The sequence below is a fragment of the Kitasatospora sp. NPDC058406 genome, assembly GCF_042722765.1.
Lineage (GTDB): Bacteria > Actinomycetota > Actinomycetes > Streptomycetales > Streptomycetaceae > Kitasatospora.
This window is the reverse complement of record NZ_JBHXKE010000151.1, coordinates 1-22,966: the sequence shown is the minus strand read 5'-3', so window position 1 is coordinate 22,966 and position 22,966 is coordinate 1. Positions and strand designations below refer to the sequence as shown.

Here is a 22,966-nt window from a genome sequence, read left to right as displayed (position 1 = left end):
GCACAAGGCTGTCGGGCCCCTCGCACGTCCGGGGAGGAAGGGGTAACGGCGTGGTCAGTCGCGGCCGGCGGCGGCGGCGACGGCCTCCGCGACGGTCGCGTCGCCGGCGGTCAGTTCGAGGGTCTGCCCGGCGGTCGCCGGTTCGTGCAGCAGGGCGGCGAGGACGGCGGCGACGTCCTGCCGGTCGATCGCGCCGCGGCCGGTCGAGGGGGCGAGCCGGACCAGGCCGGTGCCCGGGCCGTCGGTGAGCCGCCCGGGGCGCAGCACCGTCCAGTCCAGCGCGGTGCGCGCCCGGACGGCGTCGTCGGCGGCGCCCTTGGCCCGCAGGTAGGTCTCGAAGACCTCGTCGTCGGGGTACGCCGCCCCGGCGTCGGCGCCCATCGAGGAGACGATCAGGTAGCGGCGGACGCCCGCGAGTTCGGCGGCGTCGGCGAGCAGGACGGCGGCGTCCCGGTCGACGGTGAGTTTGCGGTCGGCTCCGCTGCCCGGTCCGGCGCCGGCCGCGAAGACCACCGCGTCGGCGCCGGTGAGCAGGTCGGCGAGGGCGGCGGGGGTGGCGGTCTCCAGGTCGAGCAGTAGGGGTTCGGCCCCGGCGGCGGCCAGGTCCTCGGCCTGTTCGGGGCGGCGGATGATGCCGGCGGGCCGGTCGCCGTGGTCGGCGAGCAGCCGTTCGAGCCGGAGCGCGATCTGTCCGTGGCCTCCGGCGATGACGGTACGCATGGTTCCGACGGTAGCCCGGGAGTCCGTCCGGTGCCCGGGGAGCCGCCGGGGGATCCCCGGGCGGCCGGGAGCTCCGGAGCCGCGCGGGGACGGCCCGGCGTCCGGGGGAGACGGCCGGGCAGGACACAATGGGCGCATGACTTCGCTCGCCCACCCGCAGCTGCGGTTCACCCCCGAGGTGAACGACCCCTCCGGCCCCCGGGAGCTGGTGATCCTCGGGTCCACCGGTTCGATCGGTACCCAGGCCATCGACGTGGTGCGCCGTAACCCGGACCGGTTCCGGGTGGTCGCCCTGTCGGCGGCCGGCGGCCGGGTGGAACTGCTCGCCGAGCAGGCCCTGGAGCTGGGCGTGCACACCGTGGCGGTGGCCGATCCGGCGGCCGAGCCGGCGCTGCGCGAGGCCCTGGCGGCGAAGGCGGCGGGCCGTCCGCTGCCGGCCGTGCTGGCCGGTCCGGACGCGGCGACCGAGCTGGCGGGCGTGGAGTGCCACTCGGTGCTGAACGGCATCACCGGTTCGATCGGCCTGCGTCCGACGCTGGCGGCGCTGCGGGCCGGCCGGGTGCTGGTGCTGGCCAACAAGGAGTCGCTGATCGTCGGCGGTCCACTGGTGAAGGCGGTGGCCCGGCCGGGTCAGATCGTCCCGGTGGACTCCGAGCACGCCGCGCTGTTCCAGGCGCTGGCCGGCGGCACCCGGGCGGAGGTCCGCAAGCTGGTGGTGACGGCGAGCGGCGGTCCGTTCCGCAGCCGCAGCCGTGCGGAGCTGGCGGGTGTCACCCCGTCGGAGGCGCTGGCGCACCCGACCTGGGCGATGGGCCCGGTCGTCACGATCAACTCGGCCACCCTGGTGAACAAGGGCCTGGAGGTGATCGAGGCGCACCTGCTGTACGACGTGCCGTTCGACCGGATCGAGGTCGTGGTCCACCCGCAGTCGGTCGTCCACTCGATGGTGGAGTTCACGGACGGTTCCACGCTGGCCCAGGCGAGCCCGCCGGACATGCGGATGCCGATCGCGCTGGGCCTGGGCTGGCCGGACCGGGTGCCGGACGCGGCGTCGGCCTGTGACTGGACCAAGGCGGCGACCTGGGAGTTCTTCCCGCTGGACGACGAGGCCTTCCCGGCGGTGGAGCTGGCCCGCGAGGTGGGGACGCTGGGCGGGACGGTCCCGGCGGTCTTCAACGCGGCGAACGAGGAGTGTGTGGAGGCCTTCCTGGGCGGCCGTCTCGCCTTCACCGGAATCGTGGACACTGTTGCGAAGGTCGTGGCGGAGCACGGACAGTACGACGGTGGACGGCCGGCGACGGGAACTTCGCTGACGGTCGAGGACGTCCTGCACGCGGAGGACTGGGCGCGCGCCCGGGCCCGCGAGCTGGCGGCCGGCTGACGCCGGTCCCCGGACCCGACCCGGGTGACGGGGCCGACCGGGACGACCGGTACGACCGGTACGACGACAGGATGAGCGGAGTGGCATGACGGAGGAGCAGCAGTGGCAACGGTGATGACGGTGGTCGGCATCCTGGTCTTCGCACTGGGGCTGCTGTTCTCGATCGCCTGGCACGAGCTCGGCCACCTCTCCACGGCCAAGCTGTTCGGCATCCGCGTGCCGCAGTACATGGTTGGCTTCGGCCCGACGATCTGGTCGCGGCGCAGGGGCGAGACCGAGTACGGCCTCAAGGCGGTTCCGCTGGGCGGGTACATCCGGATGATCGGGATGTTCCCGCCCGGTGCGGACGGGCGGATCACCCAGCGCAGTACCTCGCCCTGGCGGACGATGATCGAGGACGCCCGGGAGGCCTCGTACGAGGAGGTCAAGGAGGGCGACGAGACGCGGCTCTTCTACACGCGCAAGCCGTGGAAGCGCGTGATCGTGATGTTCGCCGGCCCGTTCATGAACCTGATCCTGGCCTTCGGGCTCTTCCTGACGGTGATGATGGGCTTCGGCGTCCCGATGTCCGTGCCGACCATCGGCACCGTCTCGGAGTGCGTGGTGAAGGCGGGGCAGCCCACCGACACCTGCCCGGCGGACGCGCTGCCGGCGCCGGCGTTCCAGGCGGGGCTGAAGCCGGGGGACAAGGTGATCTCCTTCGACGGCAACCGGATCACCGACTACGAACAGCTCCAGGCCGACATCCGGAAGTCGGCGGACAAGCGGGTGGAGCTGGTGGTGGAGCGGGACGGCAAGGAGCTGACCCTGAACCCCACCATCGCCGTCAACGACGTGCAGAAGTACGACGCCGAGGGCCTGCCGGTCAAGGGCGAGACGGTGCGGGCCGGTTTCCTCGGCTTCACGCCGGCCTCCGGCATCGTCCGGTTGGGCTTCGGGCAGTCCCTCGACCGGATGTACGACATGGCGGAGAACGGGGTGGAGTCGCTGGCGGCGCTGCCCGGCAAGGTCCCCGGTCTCTGGCACTCGGTGGTGGACGGGACGCCGCGCGAGGTCGATTCGCCGATCGGCATGGTCGGGGCGGCGCGGGTGAGTGGTGAGGTGTTCGCGCTCGACATCCCGGGCACCCAGCGGGTCGCCTACTTCGTGAACCTGCTCGCCGGGATCAACCTGTCGCTCTTCCTCTTCAACATGCTGCCGCTGCTGCCGCTGGACGGCGGTCACATCGCGGGCGCGGTCTGGGAGTCGATCCGCCGCCGGTTCGCACAGGTGTTCCGGCGGCCCGACCCGGGTCCGTTCGACGTGGCCCGGCTGATGCCGCTGGCGTACGTCGTGGCCAGCGTGTTCATCGGGTTCACTCTGCTGGTGCTGGTCGCCGACCTGGTGAACCCGGTCAAGATCAGTTAACCCGCCGGGACCGGTGGTGCACGGGTGCCGGTCCCGGTGCCGTACCGTTGGAGCCCGGGTGTGCGATCGTCGGCGCGCCCGGGTTCGGCCGTCTTCGACCGGGCCGACCACACCTCAACCCCGGGGAACCCTGCGCACATGACCGCGATCTCGCTCGGTATTCCGTCTCTGCCGCTCAAGCCGCTCGCCAAGCGCCGTGTCTCCCGTCAGATCATGGTCGGCAACGTACCGGTCGGTGGTGACGCTCCCGTCTCGGTGCAGTCCATGACCACCACCCTGACCTCGGACATCAACGCCACGCTGCAGCAGATCGCGGAGCTGACCGCCTCCGGCTGCCAGATCGTGCGGGTCGCCGTCCCGTCGCAGGACGACGCGGACGCCCTGCCGATCATCGCCAGGAAGTCGCAGATCCCGGTGATCGCCGACATCCACTTCCAGCCGAAGTACGTCTTCGCCGCGATCGACGCCGGCTGTGCGGCGGTGCGGGTCAACCCTGGCAACATCAAGGCGTTCGACGACAAGGTCGGCGAGATCGCCAAGGCCGCCGGGGCCGCCGGCGTGCCGATCCGGATCGGCGTCAACGCCGGCTCGCTCGACAAGCGCCTGCTGGAGAAGTACGGCCGGGCCACCCCCGAGGCGCTGGTCGAGTCCGCGCTCTGGGAGTGCTCGCTCTTCGAGGAGCACGACTTCCGCGACATCAAGATCTCGGTCAAGCACAACGACCCGGTCGTGATGATCAACGCCTACCGCCAGCTCGCGGCCGCCTGCGACTACCCGCTGCACCTCGGCGTCACCGAGGCCGGTCCCGCCTTCCAGGGCACCATCAAGTCCGCGGTCGCGTTCGGTGCGCTGCTCGCCGAGGGCATCGGCGACACCATCCGGGTCTCGCTGTCCGCCCCGCCGGCCGAGGAGATCAAGGTCGGCAACCAGATCCTGGAGTCCCTCGGCCTGCGCGAGCGCGGCCTGGAGATCGTCTCCTGCCCGTCCTGCGGCCGCGCCCAGGTGGACGTTTACAAGCTCGCCGAGGAGGTCACCGCCGGCCTGGAGGGCATGGAGGTGCCGCTGCGCGTCGCCGTCATGGGCTGCGTCGTCAACGGTCCGGGCGAGGCCCGCGAGGCCGACCTCGGCGTCGCCTCCGGCAACGGCAAGGGCCAGATCTTCGTCAAGGGCGAGGTCATCAAGACCGTCCCCGAGTCGAAGATCGTGGAGACCCTGATCGAGGAGGCCCTCAAGCTCGCCGAGCAGACCCCGGCGGGGGGGGTGGTGGCGGGTGCGCCGCCCGCCCGCGCCGCTGGGTCCCCGCCGGGGGGGCCGGTTAGTCCGCGTTTCTCCCGGCGGGGGGCCCGGCGGCCCGGCCCCCCCCCCGCGGCCGTAGCCGGGTGGGGCCGGGGAGTAGGGTGCGGCCAGAGTCGTCTCAGTAAGGTGCTGTCTCGATGCTCGATCGAGGTGTGATGCTCCCCAGCTCGTTCCAGGCCGCCCGCGCCCTGGCGACCACTCGCGTACTGGAGCCGTCGGACCTCGCCGACGCTCTCGCGGTGCTCCGCCGGGACCCGGTCGCCAACGCCTTCGTCGCCACCCGGGTGGAGACGGTCGGCCTCGATCCCTGGCGCCTCGGCGGCGAGATGTGGGGCTGGTACGACGAGCGCGGCGAACTCGACGCGCTCTGCTACGCCGGCGCCAACCTCGTGCTGGTCGAAGCCGGACCGCAGGCCGTCCAGGCGTTCGCCGAGCGGGCCCGCCGTCAGGGCCGCCGCTGCTCCTCCGTCGTCGGCCCGGCCGGCCCCACCGCCGCCCTCTGGGCCCTGCTGGAGCGCAGCTGGGGCCCGGCCCGGGAGGTCCGTGCCCACCAGCCGCTGCTGGCCACGGCCGTGCCGTCCGCCGAGATCGCCCCCGACCCGCTGGTGCGGCGGGTGCGGCGGGACGAGGTCGAGACGCTGATGCCGGCCTGCGTGGCGATGTTCACGGAGGAGGTCGGCGTCTCCCCGCTGGCCGGTGACGGCGGGCTGCTCTACCAGGCCCGGGTCGGTGAACTCGTCGCCTCGGGACGCTCCTTCGCCCGCTTCGACGAGGACGGCGAGGTGGTGTTCAAGGCCGAGATCGGAGCGGTCACCGAGGGCGCCTGCCAGATCCAGGGCGTCTGGGTGGCCCCCGGGCACCGCGGTCGCGGCCACTCCGAGACGGGTATGGCGGCCGTCCTCGACATCGCCCTGCGCGAGATCGCCCCGGTCGCCTCGCTCTACGTCAACGACTACAACCTGCGGGCCCGCGCGGCCTACCGCCGGGTCGGCTTCCGCGAGGTCGGCGCGTTCATGAGCGTGCTGTTCTGACCGGCGCCGTGGCACCGGGAACCGCCCGGCGGACCGGCGTCCCCGACCCGGCCCGCGCGCGGGCCGGACGGGTAGTAACGTCCGGGTCATGGATCAGCTGACCGGGGTGACGATCGAGGCCATCGACCTTGCGGCGTGGGCTCCGCAGGCGCTCGATGTCCAGGCTGTGGCGTTCGGGCTGACGCCCGAGGAGGTCATGGTCCGGCTGCACATCGTCGGCCGGCACGCGCAGCAGCCCGGGGTCGTCGCGCTGGGCGCGCTGAGCGGCGGCCGGCTGGTCGGCTTCGGGTACGGCATGCCCAACCGGCGCGAGCACTGGTGGAGTTCGGTGATCGAGCCCTACCTGGTCGCCCGGGGCCACGGCGACTGGCTGGACGGGGTGTTCGCCATCACCGAGCTGCACGTGCTGCCGGAGTTCCAGGGCCGCGGCGTCGGCTCCGCGCTGATCCGCACCCTCTGCGAGCGGTCCGGGCTGGACCGCAGCATCCTCTCCGCGATCGACGCCGAGACGCCCGCCCGCCGGCTCTACCGCGCGCTCGGCTACCGGGACCTCGCCCGCGCGGTGCACTTCCCGAACACCGACCGGCTCTACGCGGTGATGGGCGCCCGGCTGCCGTTGCAGGCACCGACCGGATCGGCTCAGAGCGCGCCCGCGAACTCCAGGTAGAGCTCGGCGTCCGGCCGGCGGTCGGCCGCCAGGGCGCCCAGCCCCAGTTCGACGGCGCGCACGAGGGTCCAGCCGCGCAGCCGCTCCCGGTCGACCTCCAGCGCGTCGGCGAGCTGGTGCAGCCGGCGCCGGACGGCGGCCGGCACGCCCGGCGAGCCGATCAGGGTGTCCGCCCGGTCCAGCGTCAGCCGGGCCAGGTCGTAGGCGCGTTCGCCGGCCAGTGGCCGCGGGTCGATCGTCAGCCAGGGGGCCCGGTCGGCGGCGAGCACGTTGCCGTGGTGGAAGTCGCCGTGCAGCAGGAACTCCTCGGTGGCCGAGGCGGTCAGCCCTTCGGCGGTCTCCAGCGCCTCGGTGACGAGGGTGTCGGCCTCCCCGGCGCCGGGCAGCCCGCGGTGCCGGTGCAGGGCCTCGGCGGTGCCCGCCGTCCGGTCGGCGAGCAGCGGGAAGGGGTGGCCCTCGGGGAGCGGCACCCAGAGCCGGTGCAGCAGGCTGGTCGCCTCCAGCATCGCCTTCGGTTCGGCCAGCGAGCGGAGCGGGATCTCGCCGTGCAGCCGCTCCAGCAGGAGCACCCCCTCGGCGGGGTCGGCCTCCAGCAGCAGGACGGCGCCGCGGCCGGCCCACACGGCGAGGGCGTCGGGTTCGCGGGCGGTCTCGGGGGTCCGGAGACCGATCTTGAGGACGGCGGGGGAGAGGTCGTCGCGGTGGACGTAGGCGACCAGGCTCAGGCTGCCGCCCGGGTCGAGGATCCTCTCCAGCGTGAGGTCCCGGCGGGCGAGTTGCGCCGCCACCCGGTCGGGCAGCTCCGCCACCCAGCGCCGTCCCTCCTCGCCCCGGCCGGCGACGACGCTCCGCGCCAGCCACGCGGGGACGCTGATCTGCCCTGGTGCTGCCGACATGCTGGCCTTCCGGTAGCCGTTCCCCCGTGGTGTTACCCGTCCATTGTCGACCATGGGGCCGAAACCGCAGGTCAGTGCTGCGGGCGGGGGTGGGCCGGAGCCGCCCGGGCGGCGGTGAAGGCGCAGGTCGGCGGGGGTGGGGCGACGCACGGCGGCGTGCGGCGGCGTGCGGCGGGGACAGGGGGGGACAGGCGGGGGACGGGCCCGGACGGCGGGGACGGGTCAGGCGGTGGCCGAGGCCGCCGCGGTCGGGGAGGCGCTCCCGGGGGCCGTCGGGGACGCGGTGCCGTCGGGCTCGGGGATGCCGGGGAACGCCGTGGGCGCGGCGCCCCAGCGACGGGCGCGGAGGGCGCACTCGCGCAGCGCGTCGGTGGCGGTGGCCCGCCGGGGGGTGGCGACGGCCGCGACCAGGTCGGCGTAGACGCCGGCGAGCCGGGTCTCGACGTGGGCGGCCAGCCGGGCGGCGCCCGCCGCGTCGGTGACGGCGAACGGCAGCTGGTAGCCGGCCGCCGCGGCACTCGGGGTGGCACCGGCCGCGCCGAGCAGCCGCTGCCAGGCGTCCCGCCGGGCCTGGTGCGCGGCGAGCGCGGTACGGGCGTCGGCGCGCTGCTGGTCGTCGGGCAGGCGGGCGCCGACGACGCCGTAGCCGTAGATCGCGGCGTGCTCGGCGCCGAGCGCGGTCTGGAACGCGGCGACCGCCTCGGTGGCGACGGGCGTGCCGGAAGCCGTCGCGGCGGGTTCGGGGCTGCCGGACCCGGTCGAGGCGGACCCGGTGGGCGGGTCGGTCGGCGCCGGGGCCGGGACGGTCGGCGGAGGGGTGTCCCCGAGGGCGACGGCGTGCAGCACCCCGGCCGTGGAGACCGAGGCGAGCAGCCGGGCCAGCTGCGGGGAGGCGGCGCCGAGGTCGGCCAGCCTGGCCTGGGCGGTCTGCCGCTCCAGCGAGGCGAGCGCGGCGGCGCTGGTCACGGCGGTGCCGGTGGTGCCCGTGGTGCCGGTCGCACCGGGGGAGGCGGAGGAGGCGGAGGCGGACGCCGTGGGAGCGGCGGACCCGGAACCGGACGGGCCGGACGGGCCGGACGGACTGGACGAGACCTCCGGCAGTCCGGCGGCCAGCGCGGCCCGGTGCTGGACGACCTCGGCGCGCAACGGCTGGAGCTGCGCCGCCTGCCCGGCGCCGGGCGCGGCGAGCAGCGCGTCGTACCCGGCGAGCAGCGCGTCGGTGGCGGCGACGGCGCGCAGCCGGACGGGCTCGTCCGGGTCGGGGCGGCGGTGCTCGCCGGCGGTGCCGCCGGTGCCGGCGTCCGGCCCGTCCGTACAGGCGGTGAGGGCTCCGCCGGCGGCGAGGAGCAGCCCGAGGGCCAGGAAGGTCCGTCGGCTGGGCGGCTGCATCGGCGTCACTCCGGGGCGTGTACGGGAGGACGGCCTGCCCGCCTGCCCTCGTTGGCGTGAATGATTACAGAATCCTCACGTCCCCGGGCGGGGATTGCGTTGCCGGTCGGGGCGCGGGGCCGGTGTGACCTTGCTCGCACCGGGTGCGGGCCGGGCGGGCGCACGGGTCCGGAATCGGTGGTTGGGCGCTTCACCGGTTACGCTTTGGGCCGAGCTGCCGAGACCCGGCGTGCGCCGGACCGGCGCCCGGGAAGGCGGCGCGCCCTTCCGACAACAGCACACGCGGCCGAGGAGTCCACCCGGATGAGCACCACCCACACCGACCGGCTGCGTGCGTTGCTGGAGCCGCTGGCCGCGCAGGCGGGCCTGGACCTGGAGGACGTGAAGGTCACCCAGGCGGGCAACCGCCGGCAGGTCCAGATCGACGTGGACGCCGACGGCGGCGTGGACCTGGACGCCATCGCGGAGTTCAGCCGCGTGGTCGGCGAGGCCCTGGACGAGTCGGACGTGATGGGCGCCGGCGCGTACGTGCTGGAGGTCGGTTCGCCGGGTGCCGAGCGTCCGCTGGGCGCACCGCGGCACTGGATCCGCGCCGAGGGCCGACTGGCCAAGATCAACCTGGTCGACGGCGGGGAGATCGTCGCCCGGGTGCTGTCGGCCGACGAGGACGGCGCACTGGTCGAGGTGCAGCCCGTGAAGGGCCGCGGCCGGCCCAAGGAGCGCCGTCTGGAGTACACCGAGGTCGACCGGGCGCGCGTCCAGGTGGAGTTCAACCGCAAGGACGAGCAGCTTCTCGACGAGACCCCGGACTTCGCGGACGACGCGGACGACGCGGACGACGCCCTGGCGGGCGACTCCTCGGAGGAGGGGGACGACGGTGCGCAGTGACGACCTTCGCACCGACCGCACCATGATGAACGTGACGAAAGACGAGGAGGCGTAGCCGTGGACATCGACATGAGTGCCCTGCGCGCGCTGAGCAGCGAGAAGAACATCCCCTTCGACCTGGTGGTCGAGTCGATCGAGTCGGCCCTCCTCACCGCGTACCACCGCACCGAGGGCTCGCGCCGCCGGGCCCGGGTCGACCTGGACCGCAGGTCCGGCCACGTGACCGTGTGGGCCACCGAGGACCCGGCGGAGCTGGACGAGGGCGTCGAGCCCAAGGAGTTCGACGACACCCCGAACGGCTTCGGCCGGATCGCGTCCAGCATCGGCATGCAGGTGATGCTGCAGCGGCTGCGCGACGCCGCCGACGACCAGACGTTCGGTGAGTACGCCGGCAAGGAGGGCGACATCGTCACCGGTGTCGTCCAGCAGGGCAACGACCCGAAGAACGTGCTGGTCGACATCGGCAAGCTGGAGGCCATCCTGCCGCCGCAGGAGCAGGTCCCGGGCGAGGACTACCGGCACGGCACCCGGCTCAAGTGCTACGTCGTGGCGGTCCGCCGGGGCGTCCGCGGTGCGTCGGTGACGCTGTCCCGGACCCACCCGAGCCTGGTCAAGAAGCTGTTCGCGCTGGAGGTCCCGGAGATCGCGGACGGCAGCGTGGAGATCGCGGCGATCGCCCGCGAGGCCGGCCACCGCACCAAGATCGCGGTCTGGTCGCGCCGCCAGGGCCTGAACGCCAAGGGCGCCTGCATCGGCCCGATGGGCTCCCGGGTGCGCGCGGTGATGGGCGAGCTGCACGGCGAGAAGATCGACATCGTCGACTGGTCGGAGGACCCGCGCGAGATGGTCGCCGCCGCGCTGTCCCCCGCGCGGGTGACGAGCGTGGAGATCGTGGACCTCCAGCAGCGCTCCGCACGGGTGATCGTGCCGGACTACCAGCTGTCGCTGGCGATCGGCAAGGAAGGGCAGAACGCCCGCCTCGCCGCCCGTCTCACCGGCTGGCGGATCGACATCCGTCCGGACACCGAGGGCCAGCCCGAGGGCCGTTCCGAGGCCGGCGACCGGGCCGGTGACTGACCGCGGTTCTGCCGGCCGGTCGGTACCGCACGAGCCCCCCGCGGATCCTCCCCGGATCGGCGGGGCGGCGCCATGTCCCTCCGGAGGGGTAGACTTGCCTTCGTCTGGCCGGACGCACGTCCGAGCACGCCCGGAACGCACCTGCGTGGGCTGCCGAAAGCGCGCGGCCAAGCACCTGCTGTTGCGTGTCACGGCGGTCGAGGGCGTCTGCGTCCCCGATCCCCGTGGCGCACTGCCGGGCCGGGGCGCTCACCTGCACCCCGAACCGGCCTGCCTCGACCTCGCGGTCCGCAGACGGGCGTTCCCCCGGGCCTTCCGGCTCCAGGGCACGCTCGACACCGAGCGGATCCGCGAGTACCTCGGGGAACGGGCGGGCGACACCCCGGAGCCCTGAGCTTCCCAGGCCAGGTCCGGTGGGGCACCCCCTCGTCACGGCCGCCGCTCGCGCGGCGGAGAACCACCGCAACAAGCACGGCGGGCGGGCAGCCGCACGCCGTGCCACCAGTCAGGTACCTCGCGATGTGGAAGTAGGTCGAGATTGCGATGAGCACTCGATGAGTACGCGATGAGTACGCGATGGGTACGCCCATGAAGTAGCGACGGTCCGGCGGACGAGACACCCCGGACTCATAGATCAGGAGTGAAGTGGCTAAGGTCCGGGTTTACGAACTCGCCAAGGAGCTCGGTTTGGAGAGCAAGGCCGTGATGGCCAAGCTCACCGAGTTGGGTGAGTTCGTCCGTTCGGCGTCCTCGACCATCGAGGCGCCGGTCGTACGCAAGTTGACTGACGCGCTGGGAGTGGCCCCCACCGGTGGGGGCTCCGCTGCCAAGCCGGGCCCGCGGAAGCCCGCGGCGCCCCAGCCCACCGGTGGCGCCGCCGCCGGTGCGGCCGCACCCAGGCCGGGTGGGCCCACCCCGGGACCGCGCCCTGCCGCGACCCCGGGTCCCCGTCCGGCCCCGGCCGCCGCGGCTCCCGCCGCCCCGGCCGCCCCCGCAACCCCCGCCGCCGCGCCCAAGCCGGCCGGCGCCCCCGCTCCGGGCCCGCGCCCGGCGCGTCCGGCCGCTCCCGCGGCCCCGGCCGCCCCGGCGGCCGAGTTCTCCTCGCCCGCCCCGGTGTCCGGCGAGACCCAGGCCCCGCGCCCGGCCTCGCAGGCCCCGCAGGCCCCGCGTTCGGCGGGTGCCCCGGCCGGTGGCGGCAGCGCCCCCGCCGGTGGCAGCGCCCGTCCGGGCCCGCGTCCGGCTGGCCCGCGTCCGGGCAACAACCCGTTCACCTCGGGCAGTGCGACCGGCATGGCCCGCCCCGGTGACCGTCGTCCGGCCGCGCCCGGTGCGCGTCCGGCCGGTCCGGGTGGCCAGGGCGGCGACCGTCCGCGTCCCGGTGGCGACCGTCCGGCCCGTCCGGGTGCCGGTGCTCCCGGTGGTGGCGCTCCCCGTCCGGGTGGCGACCGTCCGCAGCGTCCCGGTGGCGCTCCCGGTGCCGGTGGTGCCCCGCGCCCCGGTGGCGACCGTCCGCAGCGTCCCGGTGGCGCTCCCGGTGCCCCGGGTGCCGGTGCCCCCCGTCCGGGTGGCGCCCCGCGTCCCGACGGCATGCCGCGTCCGGCCGGCCCGCGTCCGACCCCGTCGGGCATGCCGCGTCCGAACCCGGGCATGATGCCGCAGCGTCCGGCCGGTCCGGGCCCGCGTCCCGGCCCCGGTGGCCGTGGTCCGGGTGGCCCCGGTGGCCGTCCGGGTGGTCCGGGTGGTGCCGGTGGCGCCCGTCCCGGTTTCGCCGGTCGTCCGGCAGGTCCGGGCTCGCGTCCGGCCGGCGGCGGCTTCGGCGGCCCCCGTCCCGGTGGCGGTGCCCCGGGTGGCGGCGGCGGTTTCGGCCCGCGTCCGGGTGGCTTCGGCGGCCGTCCCGGTGGCCCGGGTGCCCGTGGTGGCACGCAGGGTGCCTTCGGCCGTGGCCCCGGTGGCCGTCCGGCCCGTGGTCGCAAGTCGAAGCGGGCGAAGCGCCAGGAGTACGAGGCCATGCAGGCCCCGTCCGTCGGCGGTGTGATGCTGCCTCGCGGCAACGGTCAGACCGTTCGCCTGTCGAGCGGCGCCTCGCTGATGGACTTCGCGGAGAAGATCAACGCCAACCCGGCCGCGCTCGTCTCCGTCATGTTCAACCTCGGTGAGATGGTCACCGCGACCCAGTCGGTCTCCGACGCCACGCTGCAGCTGCTGGCGGACGAGATGGGCTTCGTCCTGGAGATCGTCAGCCGGGACGACGAGGACCGCGAGCTGCTGGAGTCGTTCGACATCGACTTCGGTGCCGACGAGGGCGACGAGGACCAGCTGGCCGCGCGCCCGCCGGTCGTCACCGTCATGGGTCACGTCGACCACGGTAAGACCCGACTGCTGGACGCGATCCGCAAGTCGAACGTGGTGGCCGGCGAGGCCGGTGGCATCACCCAGCACATCGGTGCCTACCAGGTGGCGACGACGGTGAACGGCGAAGAGCGCCCGATCACCTTCCTCGACACCCCGGGTCACGAGGCGTTCTCCGCCATGCGTGCCCGTGGTGCCAAGTCCACCGACATCGCGATCCTGGTGGTCGCGGCCAACGACGGTGTCATGCCGCAGACGGTCGAGGCGCTCAACCACGCCAAGGCCGCGGGTGTGCCGATCGTGGTCGCCGTCAACAAGATCGACGTCGACGGCGCCGACCCGACCAAGGTCCGCGGTCAGCTGACCGAGTTCGGTCTGGTGGCCGAGGAGTACGGCGGCGACACCATGTTCGTCGACATCTCCGCGCGCCAGGGTCTCAACATCGACCAGCTGCTGGAGGCCGTGGTCCTCACCGCGGACGCCTCGCTCGACCTGCGGGCCAACCCCGACCAGGACGCGCAGGGCATCGCCATCGAGGCCCACCTCGACAAGGGCCGCGGCGCCATGGCGACCGTGCTCGTGCAGCGCGGTACCCTCCGCGTCGGCGACTCGATCGTGGTCGGCGACGCCTACGGCCGCGTCCGCGCGATGCTGGACGAGAACGGCAACAGCGTCGCCGAGGCCGGCCCGTCCCGCCCGGTGCTGCTGCTCGGTCTGACCTCGGTGCCCCGCGCCGGCGACAGCTTCATCGTCGTCGACGAGGACCGCACCGCCCGCCAGATCGCCGAGAAGCGCTCGGCCCGTGACCGCAACGCCGCCTTCGCGCAGCGTCGGGTCCGGGTGTCCCTGGAGGACCTGGACAAGGCCATCGCCGCCGGCTCCATCGAGCAGCTCAACCTCATCATCAAGGGTGACGTCTCCGGTTCGGTCGAGGCCCTTGAGGACGCCCTCGTCAAGCTGGACGTCGGCGAGGAGGTCGAGCTCCGGGTCCTGCACCGCGGTGTGGGTGCCATCACCGAGTCCGACGTGGACCTGGCGATGGGCTCGGACGCCATCATCATCGGCTTCAACGTGCGCGCGGAGGGTCGTGCGCGCGCCGCGGCCGACAAGGAAGGCGTGGACGTCCGGTACTACTCGGTCATCTACCAGGCGATCGAGGAGATCGAGAACGCCCTCAAGGGCATGCTCAAGCCGGAGTACGAGGAGGTTCGCCTCGGCTCCGCGGAGATCCGCGAGGTGTTCCGCTCCTCCAAGTTCGGCAACATCGCCGGTGTCCTGGTCCGCGAGGGCCTGCTGCGCCGCAACGCCAAGGCCCGCCTCATCCGCGACGGCAAGGTCGTGGCGGAGAGCCTCACCATCGAGGGTCTGCGCCGCTTCAAGGACGACGCGACCGAGGTCCGCGAGGGCTTCGAGGCCGGTGTCACGCTCGGTTCGTTCAACGACATCAAGGTCGAGGACGTCATCGAGACCTACGAGATGCGCGAGAAGCCGCGCGCGTAAGCGAGTGGTGTCCGGGGCCGGTCGGCGGGTGGAATTCCCGTCGACCGGCCCCGGTCTCGCTGTGTAGGGTCCTCGTAGACCAGCCCGCTCCCGGGCTGTCACCGAGGCCTTCAGGTCGGCTGGACCTGTCACACATGTTCGTGGGAACACTCACCTTCGACCTGCTGCTGGGCGACGTCCACTCGCTCAAGGAGAAACGGTCGATCGTACGGCCCATCGTGGCCGAACTGCAGCGCAAGTACAGCGTGTGCGCTGCCGAGACCGGGAACCAGGATCTGCACCGCAGGGCCGAGATCGGCCTCGCGGTGGTGTCCGGCGAAGCCGGGTACGTCACCGAGATCCTGGACAGCTGTGAGCGGTTGGTCGCCGGCCGCCCCGAGGTTCAGCTGCTCTCCGCCAGGAGGCGCTACCACAACGACGACGACGAATGAGATCTGCGGAGCAGACCGGCGCGAGTCGCCGTTCTCACACAGATCAGGACCGAGAGCGCCCACAAGGCTGGGCGCGGGCCGGTACTTTGGGGCTGGGGCCCCGACGGGCGCGCAACATGCCCGACCACCCGGCCCACTGCACGAGGAGGCAACGTGACCGACACCGCAAGGGCGCGCAAGCTCGCCGACCGCATCCAGGTGGTCGTCGCCCAGACCCTGGAACGGCGGATCAAGGACCCCCGGCTGGGGTTCGTGACCATCACCGACGCACGGGTGACCGGCGACCTGCGCGAGGCCACCGTCTTCTACACCGTCTACGGTGACGACACCGAGCGCGAGGCCACGGCCGCCGCGCTGGAGAGCGCCAAGGGCGTGCTCCGCTCCGAGGTCGGCAAGCAGACCGGGGTGCGCTTCACCCCGACGCTGACCTTCATCGCGGACGCCCTGCCGGAGAACGCCCGGAACATCGACGACCTGCTCGACCGGGCCAGGGCCATCGACGCGGCGGTGCGCACCACCGCCGCGGGCGCGGTCTACGCCGGTGACGCGGACCCGTACAAGGTTCCGGCGTCCGAGCGTGACGACGAGGACGAGTAGTCATGGCGGGTGAGCCGGCGGAGGCCGGTTCGACAACCGGCACGACCACGGCCGGTACGGCCACGGGGGCATCCTCCACCGACACGGTGGAGGGTGCCCTCGCGGTGCTTCCGGGACCGCGTGCCGAGGAGAGCGGTTTCGAGCTGGTGTGGCAGCAGGTGGTCGCGGAGATCGGGCGGGCCCGCTCCGTCGACCTGATCTGCCACATCTGCCCGGACGGCGACGCGCTCGGTTCCGCCCTGGCGGCCGGGCTGGCGCTGCGCGGCCTCGGCAAGGAGGTGCGGGTCTCCTTCGGTGACGACCCGCAGGTCGTGCCCGAGTCGCTGGCCTTCCTGCCCGGCCGGGAGCTGATCGTGCCGGCCTCCGAGGTGCCCGAGGCCCCGGACCTGGTGCTCTGCTTCGACGTCGCCGCGGAGAGCCGGCTGGGGCTGCTGCACGGGAAGGCCTTCGCGGCGCCCGTGCTGGTGGTCTTCGACCACCACGCCTCCAACCCCGGGTTCGGAACCCACCAGTTGATCGACCCGGGTGCCCCGGCCACCGCCGTCCTGGTGGACGAGCTGCTGCGCCGGCTCGGCGTCGAACTCGACCAGGACCTGGCCACCTGCCTCTACACCGGGGTCGCCACCGACACCGGCTCGTTCAAGTACCGGGCCACCACGCCCGCCACCCACGAACTCGCCGCGCGGCTGCTGGCCACCGGCATCCGGCAGGACCTCATCTCGCGGCAGCTGTGGGACACCTCCTCCTTCGGCTACCTCAAGGTGCTGGCCGGTGCGCTCGACCGGGCCGTCTACGAGCCGGCCGCGGCCGGCGGGCTCGGCCTGGTGTGGACCTGGGTGCCCTACCAGGACCTGGTGCTGTTCAGTGTCACCGTCGAGGAGATCGAGGGCCTGATCGACATCCTGCGCCGCCCGGCCGAGGCCGAGGTGGCGCTGGTGCTCAAGCAGGACCCGGACGGCACGCTGCGCGGCTCCTCGCGCTCCAAGGGCGCGGTGGACGTCGCGGCGGCCTGCACCGCGCTCGGCGGCGGCGGGCACACCTTCGCGGCCGGTTTCTCCGTCCGGGAGGATGTCACCGCGGTGGTGGAGCGGTTCCGGGGCGCGCTGCGGCCCGTGTGACCGGCCGCCGTGGGGACGGCGCGCGGGGCGCCGGGGGGCGGTCCGGCACGGCCGGCCCGTTCGGCCGGCCCGGACGCGGCCCGTCCCGTGTAGTTGACCATCCTTAGAGAAAGAACTTGATGAAGCGCAAAGGCACCGGTCTGGACGGCCTGGTCATCGTCGACAAGCCGGAGGGCATCACCTCGCACGGGGTGGTCGCCAAGCTGCGGTGGTTGGCCGGGACGCGGAAGGTCGGCCACGCCGGCACCCTCGACCCGATGGCCACCGGCGTGCTGGTGATCGGGGTCGAACGGGCCACCCGGCTGCTCGGCCACCTGATGCTCACCGCCAAGACCTACGAGGCCACCGTCCGGCTCGGTCAGACCACCGTCACCGACGACCGGGAGGGCGACGTCACCGCCTCCGCCCCGGCCGACGCGGTGCGCCGGGAGGACATCGACTCCGGGATCGCCGCCCTCACCGGCGAGATCATGCAGGTGCCGTCCAAGGTCAGTGCGATCAAGATCGACGGCAAGCGGTCGTACGCGCGCGTGCGCGAGGGCGAGGACTTCGAGCTGGCCGCCCGACCGACCACGATCCACTCCTTCACCGTCCACGAGCAGCGCGCCGCCGTCGCCGAGGACGGCACGCCGGTGATCGACCTGGACGTCACCGTGGAGTGCTCCTCCGGCACCTACATCCGGGCGCTGGCCCGCGACCTCGGAGCGGCGCTCGGCGTCGGAGGCCACCTGACCGCGCTGCGGCGCACCCGGGTCGGCCCGTACGGGGTGGAGTCGGCGCGGACCCTGGAGGAGCTGGAGGAGGCGGTCACCGGGGGCTCCGACGGCTCCGGCGCGCCGCTGGAGGTGCTGCCGATCGGCGAGGCCGCCGCGGCGGCCTTCCCGCGCTGGGACCTCGACGCCGACCAGGCGAAGCAGCTGTCGCACGGCGCCCGGCTGAAGGCACCGGGCCTGGACGTGGACGGGCCGATCGCGGTGTTCGGGCCGGACGGCGGGTTCCTCGCGCTGGTGGAGGAGAAGGGCGGCCAGGCCAGGCCGGTCGCCGTCTTCGTGGGCTGAGGACGGCCCGGGGCAGGGCCCCGGAATCGCCGGGCCCTCGGGCTCGGGGCTTCCGGGGTTCCGTGCTTTCCGGCCACGGTCTCTCGGCGACCGGTCGTGCGAGGCGGAGGGCGGCGGGCAGAGGGGGCGGGCGGGGGCGCGCAGGGGTTCGTACCGCCCGAAGTTCACCCGCACGAGGGAGCGCGCGAGGTGAACGGCAGTCGTGAACGGCGTGGGTGTGGTCGGCCCGCACCCGGGCCGGGCAGGCTCCCGGGCGGCGGACAGGTCGCCGCGACGAGTCCACTCCGGGGCCGGCCGGCCCTGCCGGGAGGGGCTGCTCGATGCCGGGACTGCTGGGCTTCCTGGGCTTGCCGGCGGACGACGGGGCGGCGGGCGACACCGGCCACCGGCTGCTGCGGATCCGCGACCGGGACGGGCGCCCGCGCGGACTCGGCTTCGTGGTCGACCTGCGGGGCACCGTCCTCACCGCCCACGAGACCGTCGAGGGACTCGACCGGATCGTTCTGCACACCCCTGGCGGCCAGACCCGGGTCCTCGGCCCGGACCACGTCCGGCCGCTGCCCGGGTACGGCCTCGCCCTGCTGCGCACCGACGCGGTCGGCGGTGTCCCCGTGCCGCCGCTGCCGGTCACGGCGCCCCCCGCGGCGCAGGCCGGGGACGTCCTGCTGGTGCCCGTACCGGTCTGGGCGGACGGCCGCCCCGACGGGCGGACGGTGCTGCTGCGCTGCGGCGTCGCCGAGACCACCGGGGCCCTCTACGCGCGGGCGGGCGGCTGTCACCTGATCGCCGGCGCGCTGCTGCTCGACGTGCCGCCGCCCGGCGACGCGGCGGTGGTGCCGGCCGGCGCGCCCGTCCTGGACGCCCGCACCGGCGCGGTGGTCGCGGTGGTCGCCCCCGCGCTGCGGGCCCCCGGCCGGCCCGGGGCACCCGTCGCCGTACCGGTGGCGGGGCCGGGATCCGGCCCGGGTGCGGCGGGTGCGGGAGCGGACACCGGGTACGGCGGGTCGGAGTTGGCCGAGGTACTGGCCCGCAACGCGGCCGGGGTGCCCGCCTACGGCGGCGCGCTCAACCTGGCCGGGGTGCTGCGGCTGGCCGCGGCCCAGCTGGCCGCCGCCGGCGCGGGGCCGGGCCGGGTGGCCGGGCTGGCGGCCGACCGGGTGGACCGGCCGGACGGGCTGGGGGAGTGGCCCGGTGACGGCGAGGACGGCGGCGCCGCCGGTGACGGTCCGGACGGGTGGGCCGGTCCACCCGGGGGCCCGGCGGGGGTGGGAATCGTCGCGCTGGTCGGGGCGCCCGGGTCGGGGCGGAGCACCGAGCTGGCGGCCCTCGCCGTGCGGCGCGGCGGCGGGGAACGGCCCCGGCCCACGCTGTGGCTGCGCGGCGCCGATCTGGGCGCCGGGGACGCCTCGCTCGCGGAGGCCGTGGAGCGGGCGTTCGCCGGGGCGGCCGAACCGGGCACACCGCCGCCGGGACCGGGCACGGCGGCCGGGCTCTGCGCGGCGGCCGGGCGGCCGTTGCTGGTGGTGCTGGACGGGCCGGAGGAGGCGCCGGTGCCGCTCGACGCCGACTGGCTGCGGGTGACCGCGCGGTGGCTGGCGGCCTGCGGCGCGCGGTTGCTCACGGCCTGCGGGGACGAGGCCTGGGAGCGGCTGGCGCCGGGCGGCGGAACGGGGGACTTCCTGGTCCCGGTGGGCGGAGCGGCGGCCCGGTACGGCGGGTCGCCGCCGTCCTCCCCCGCCGTCCGGGTCGCCGTCCGCCGGCTGGGGCCGCTCCCGGCCGAGGCGGCGGACCGGGTCCGGCGGCGGTACGGGCTGCCGCCGGGGTGGCCGGAGGAGGCGGACGCCCGTCACCCGCTCGCGGTCCGGTTGGCCGGGGAGCTGTGGGCCGAGGGCCTGCGGGGGGAGCCCGCCCGGCGGGGCGAGCTCTTCGGCGCCCGTCTCGACCTGTGCTGCCTGCGGGTGGCGCAGCGGCTCGCCGAGGACGGGCGGCCCCGCCGGTCGGGAGCCCACCGCAGGGGTGCCGTCCGCCGGGCGGGGCACGGGCGGGTGCGGCGGCTGGCGGCGGCGGTGGCCGGCCGGGTGCACGAGGCGGCCCGGCGGATGCTGGGCGCCGAGCAGGGCGGGCTGGGCCGGGCGGTGTTCGAGGAGCTGTTCCCGGTGGCCGGCGGCTGGGCGGCGGCGGTGCTGGCGGAGGGGCTGTTCGTGCCGGCCGGACCGGGCTACCGGTTCGCGCACGGCGAGTTCGCCGACTGGCTGCAGGGGCGGCACCTGGACCTGGACGAGGCACTGCGGCTGCTGCTCGGCGAGACCGAGGACACCCGCCCGGCCGGCGAGGTCCGGACGGTGTCCCGCTCCCGGGTCGGTCCCGTGGCCGCCGCGCTCCGGCGGATCGCCGACACCTGGGGCGCGCCGGCGCTGGACCCGTGGCTGCACCGGATCTGGCGGGCGCTGGACCTGCGCCCGCCCGGCAGCGAACCCGGCTGGTGGGCCGGGCGGTTGCTGATCGCCGGTCTGGCCGCCAGCCCCGATCTCGCCGAGCACCGCGCCCTGCTCGACCAGCTGGCCGACCGGATCGTCGAACGCGCCGCGGCCGAGGGCGGGTTCGAGCGTCTTCCGGAGGCCGGGCTCGGCCGGTTCGGCCCGGACTTCTGGACCGGCCTGCGCCTGCCCGTCGAGCGTGAACTCGCGCTGTACCGAAGGCTGGTGGCCGCCGACGGCCCCGGCCGGGGCTTCCTCGCGGCGACGGCCGACCGGCTGCGTGCCGACCCGGCGGGCACCCTCCCGCTGCTCTGCGCCTGGTTCGACGACCCGCGGGGCCTGCCCGTCCGCCCCGGCAGCACCGTCGCGGACCTCGTCCACGATCTGCTGTACTCCCACCGTGCCCTGGCCCTGGACGAGTTGACCGAGGCGCTGGCCGGCGCCGCGCATCCGAGGGCGGACGCGCTCCTCGCCGTCCTGGCCGTCGAGGAGCCCTCGGCGCTCTGCCGGGCGGTGGACCGCTGGAGCCACGACCGGCGCCCCGAGCGCCATGTCGCCGCCGCCGTGCACGCGCTGCGCACCGCCCCGCACGCGAGCGGCGCCGGGCCGGAGCTGCTGCGGTTCACCGCGCTGACCCTGCTGGCCCGGGAGGACGAGCCGGCCCTGCACGGCGCCGCGCTCGCCCTGCTGGTCCGGGACGGGCGGACCCGGACGGCCCACCTCCCGGCGGCGCTGGCCGCGTACCGGCGAGGGGAGGACCGCTTCCTCACCGCGGCGGCGCTGGCGCCGGCCCTGGAGAGCGACCCGGAGCCGGTCCTCGCCGCCCTCGCCGCCCGGTTGGGCGGGCCGGAGGGGGCAGCGGGTCGGACGGGTCCGGCAGGCCGGGCGGATGAGGCGGGTCGGGCGGCCCCGGTCGCCGGGACGCTCCGGGTGCTGGCGGACGCCCGGGCACCCCTGGCCGTCCGGCGGGGCGCCGAGCTGGTGGCCCGGTTGCTGCGCGAGCGTCCGGCCCTGGCCGGGCCGGTGGCGGTCGACTACCTCGGCCGCAGGCTGGCGGGCGGGGCCGTCGAGGGCGCGGCCGCCCGGCTGGAGCTCCGGGTGCTCCTGAGCAGTGGTCTGGCGGCCCGGGCGGTGGCCGTCCGGCGGCCGTTCGCCGAGGTGCTGTCCCGCCCGGTGGCCGACCCGGTGGCGGACGCCCTGCGCTGTGAGCTGCTGGACACCCTGCTGGCCACCGAGGGCGATCCGGAGGTGCTGGCCGCCGCCGTGGCCGCGCTCGCCGAGCACTGCGCGGCCGAGCGGCCGGTCAGGGCCCGGGCCGTCCTGGTGCGGGCGGCGGCCGGGCTGCCGGACGCGGACGGGCTGCTGGTCCGCTGCGCCGGCGGGTCGGCGGCGTTCGCGCTGCTGCTGGCACGGTGGCCGGCGGACGGCAGGCCCGCCCGCCCCGCCGGTCCCCGCCTGGACCGGCTGCGCGACCTGGTGGCGGCGGGCCGGGACCCGCGGGACGCGGCTGCCGAGGCCGGGCGGGGGGCCGGCCCGGGGTCCGGGACGGGGTCGCTTCGTACACCCGGCACCGGGGCCCGGCACCCGGCGGTGCGTCCAACCCGCCTTCCGGTGCCGAACTCGGGACAGGCGCATGGCACGCTATAGGGGTTCGGGTTTTGAGCGTTTGAGCGTACAGAAGGTACGCGTCGTACGGAACAAGGAGCGGTCAGGGTGCAACGCTGGCGTGGCCTGGAGGAGATCCCCGGTGACTGGGGACGCAGCGTCGTCACCATCGGCTCGTTCGACGGAGTGCACCGTGGGCACCAGCTGATCATCGGCCGGGCGGTCGAGCGCGCCCGCGAGCTCGGGGTCCGGTCGGTCGTGGTCACCTTCGACCCGCACCCGAGCGAGGTGGTCCGTCCGGGCAGCCACCCGGCGCTGCTGGCCCCGCAGCCGCGCCGCGCGGAGCTGATCGAGGCGCTCGGCGTGGACGCCGTCCTGGTGCTGCCGTTCACCACCGAGTTCTCGAAGGAGTCCCCGGAGGAGTTCTTCCGGCAGGTGCTGGTGGACGCGCTGCACGCGTGCCTGGTCGTCGAGGGGCCGAACTTCCGGTTCGGCCACCGGGCGGCCGGCAACGTCGCGCTGCTGGCCGAACTGGGCCGGTCGGCCGACTGCGGCGTCGAGGTCGTCGACCTCCGGGTGCGCGGGGCGGCGGGCGACGGCGAGCCGTTCTCCTCGACCCTGACCCGCCGGCTGGTCGCCGCGGGCGACGTGGCCGGGGCCGGCGAGGTGCTGGGCCGTCCGCACCGGGTGGAGGGCGAGGTGGTGCGCGGCGCGCAGCGCGGCCGTGAGCTGGGCTACCCGACCGCCAACGTGGACACCGTGCCGCACAGCGCCGTCCCGGCCGACGGGGTGTACGCGGGCTGGCTGACGGCCGACGGCGAGCGGATGCCGGCGGCCATCTCGGTCGGCACCAACCCGACCTTCGACGGCACCGCCCGGACCGTCGAGGCGTACGCCATCGACCGGGTCGGGCTGGACCTCTACGGGCTGCACGTGGCCGTCGAGTTCCTCGTCTACCTGCGCGGGATGGAGAAGTTCGACTCGATCGAGGCGCTGCTGGACCGGATGGCCGACGACGTGAAGCGGTCGCGCGAGCTGACCGACGCCGGCTGACCCGCCGGATCCGCGCGCAAGGGCCC

Annotated in this window: 18 protein-coding genes; 15 read left to right on the top strand and 3 right to left on the bottom strand. The window is 75.0% G+C overall.

Features of this window, described 5'->3' with window-relative positions; translation table 11 throughout:
• Nucleotides 1-54: 54 nt before the first annotated feature.
• On the bottom strand, nt 55-720 hold the full coding sequence (locus ACFWOG_RS26435; protein WP_329952554.1) for an NAD(P)H-binding protein: 666 nt from the start codon (nt 718-720) through the stop codon (nt 55-57).
• Nucleotides 721-856: 136 nt separating this feature from the next.
• Between ACFWOG_RS26435 and dxr the strand changes: the two genes are divergently transcribed.
• The 5 genes from dxr to ACFWOG_RS26410 all read left to right on the top strand — a co-directional run bounded on the left by dxr (nt 857) and on the right by ACFWOG_RS26410 (nt 6,502).
• Nucleotides 857-2,101: a 1-deoxy-D-xylulose-5-phosphate reductoisomerase gene (gene dxr / locus ACFWOG_RS26430; protein ID WP_380361214.1), complete on the top strand. Its 1,245-nt coding sequence runs from the start codon at nt 857-859 to the stop codon at nt 2,099-2,101.
• 102 nt (nt 2,102-2,203) lie between these two features.
• Entirely contained in the window at nt 2,204-3,508 is a 1,305-nt protein-coding gene (locus tag ACFWOG_RS26425; RefSeq protein ID WP_329952552.1) for a site-2 protease family protein, read from the top strand.
• A gap of 138 nt (nt 3,509-3,646) precedes the next feature.
• A complete protein-coding gene (ispG, locus tag ACFWOG_RS26420) occupies nt 3,647-4,960 on the top strand; it encodes a flavodoxin-dependent (E)-4-hydroxy-3-methylbut-2-enyl-diphosphate synthase (protein ID WP_380361213.1) in 1,314 nt (437 codons plus the stop codon).
• Nucleotides 4,942-5,835, top strand: coding sequence for a GNAT family N-acetyltransferase (locus ACFWOG_RS26415; RefSeq protein ID WP_329877503.1), 894 nt, complete (start codon nt 4,942-4,944; stop codon nt 5,833-5,835). The genes ispG and ACFWOG_RS26415 overlap by 19 nt, the downstream gene beginning before the upstream one ends.
• Nucleotides 5,836-5,923: 88 nt before the next feature.
• Nucleotides 5,924-6,502, top strand: coding sequence for a GNAT family N-acetyltransferase (locus ACFWOG_RS26410; RefSeq protein ID WP_329877506.1), 579 nt, complete (start codon nt 5,924-5,926; stop codon nt 6,500-6,502).
• On the opposite strand, the gene ACFWOG_RS26405 is transcribed toward ACFWOG_RS26410, so the two are convergent.
• Nucleotides 6,475-7,398, bottom strand: coding sequence for an aminoglycoside phosphotransferase family protein (locus ACFWOG_RS26405; RefSeq protein WP_380361212.1), 924 nt, complete (start codon nt 7,396-7,398; stop codon nt 6,475-6,477). The two genes, ACFWOG_RS26410 and ACFWOG_RS26405, sit on opposite strands and share 28 nt — an antisense overlap.
• Nucleotides 7,399-7,620: 222 nt before the next feature.
• On the bottom strand, nt 7,621-8,244 hold the full coding sequence (locus ACFWOG_RS26400) for a ferritin-like domain-containing protein (protein ID WP_380361215.1): 624 nt from the start codon (nt 8,242-8,244) through the stop codon (nt 7,621-7,623).
• 846 nt (nt 8,245-9,090) lie between these two features.
• Between ACFWOG_RS26400 and rimP the strand changes: the two genes are divergently transcribed.
• The 10 genes from rimP to ACFWOG_RS26350 all read left to right on the top strand — a co-directional run bounded on the left by rimP (nt 9,091) and on the right by ACFWOG_RS26350 (nt 22,940).
• Nucleotides 9,091-9,675 (top strand): ribosome maturation factor RimP, encoded by a 585-nt coding sequence (rimP, locus tag ACFWOG_RS26395; protein ID WP_380361211.1) that lies wholly within the window; start codon nt 9,091-9,093, stop codon nt 9,673-9,675.
• A gap of 57 nt (nt 9,676-9,732) precedes the next feature.
• Nucleotides 9,733-10,752 (top strand): transcription termination factor NusA, encoded by a 1,020-nt coding sequence (nusA, locus tag ACFWOG_RS26390; protein WP_329877512.1) that lies wholly within the window; start codon nt 9,733-9,735, stop codon nt 10,750-10,752.
• A gap of 145 nt (nt 10,753-10,897) precedes the next feature.
• Nucleotides 10,898-11,146, top strand: a complete 249-nt coding sequence (locus ACFWOG_RS26385) for a YlxR family protein (RefSeq protein WP_329877514.1) — start codon at nt 10,898-10,900, stop codon at nt 11,144-11,146.
• Between the two features lie 251 nt (nt 11,147-11,397).
• The gene (infB, locus tag ACFWOG_RS26380; RefSeq protein ID WP_329877516.1) at nt 11,398-14,601 is read left to right on the top strand and encodes a translation initiation factor IF-2; all 3,204 of its coding nucleotides are present in this window, start codon (nt 11,398-11,400) and stop codon (nt 14,599-14,601) included.
• A gap of 134 nt (nt 14,602-14,735) precedes the next feature.
• Nucleotides 14,736-15,032: a DUF503 domain-containing protein gene (locus tag ACFWOG_RS26375; protein WP_030397729.1), complete on the top strand. Its 297-nt coding sequence runs from the start codon at nt 14,736-14,738 to the stop codon at nt 15,030-15,032.
• Nucleotides 15,033-15,185: 153 nt separating this feature from the next.
• A complete protein-coding gene (gene rbfA, locus ACFWOG_RS26370; protein WP_329877522.1) occupies nt 15,186-15,629 on the top strand; it encodes a 30S ribosome-binding factor RbfA in 444 nt (147 codons plus the stop codon).
• A 2-nt stretch (nt 15,630-15,631) separates the two neighbouring features.
• Nucleotides 15,632-16,747, top strand: a complete 1,116-nt coding sequence (locus tag ACFWOG_RS26365) for a bifunctional oligoribonuclease/PAP phosphatase NrnA (protein ID WP_329952549.1) — start codon at nt 15,632-15,634, stop codon at nt 16,745-16,747.
• A 119-nt stretch (nt 16,748-16,866) separates the two neighbouring features.
• The gene (gene truB / locus ACFWOG_RS26360; RefSeq protein WP_380361210.1) at nt 16,867-17,805 is read left to right on the top strand and encodes a tRNA pseudouridine(55) synthase TruB; all 939 of its coding nucleotides are present in this window, start codon (nt 16,867-16,869) and stop codon (nt 17,803-17,805) included.
• A gap of 320 nt (nt 17,806-18,125) precedes the next feature.
• Nucleotides 18,126-21,929 carry a serine protease gene (locus tag ACFWOG_RS26355; RefSeq protein ID WP_380361209.1) on the top strand — a complete coding sequence of 1,268 codons (3,804 nt, stop codon included), beginning with the start codon at nt 18,126-18,128 and terminating at the stop codon, nt 21,927-21,929.
• A 66-nt stretch (nt 21,930-21,995) separates the two neighbouring features.
• Complete coding sequence (locus tag ACFWOG_RS26350; RefSeq protein ID WP_329877530.1) at nt 21,996-22,940, top strand: bifunctional riboflavin kinase/FAD synthetase; 945 nt, start codon at nt 21,996-21,998, stop codon at nt 22,938-22,940.
• Nucleotides 22,941-22,966: the final 26 nt, after the last annotated feature.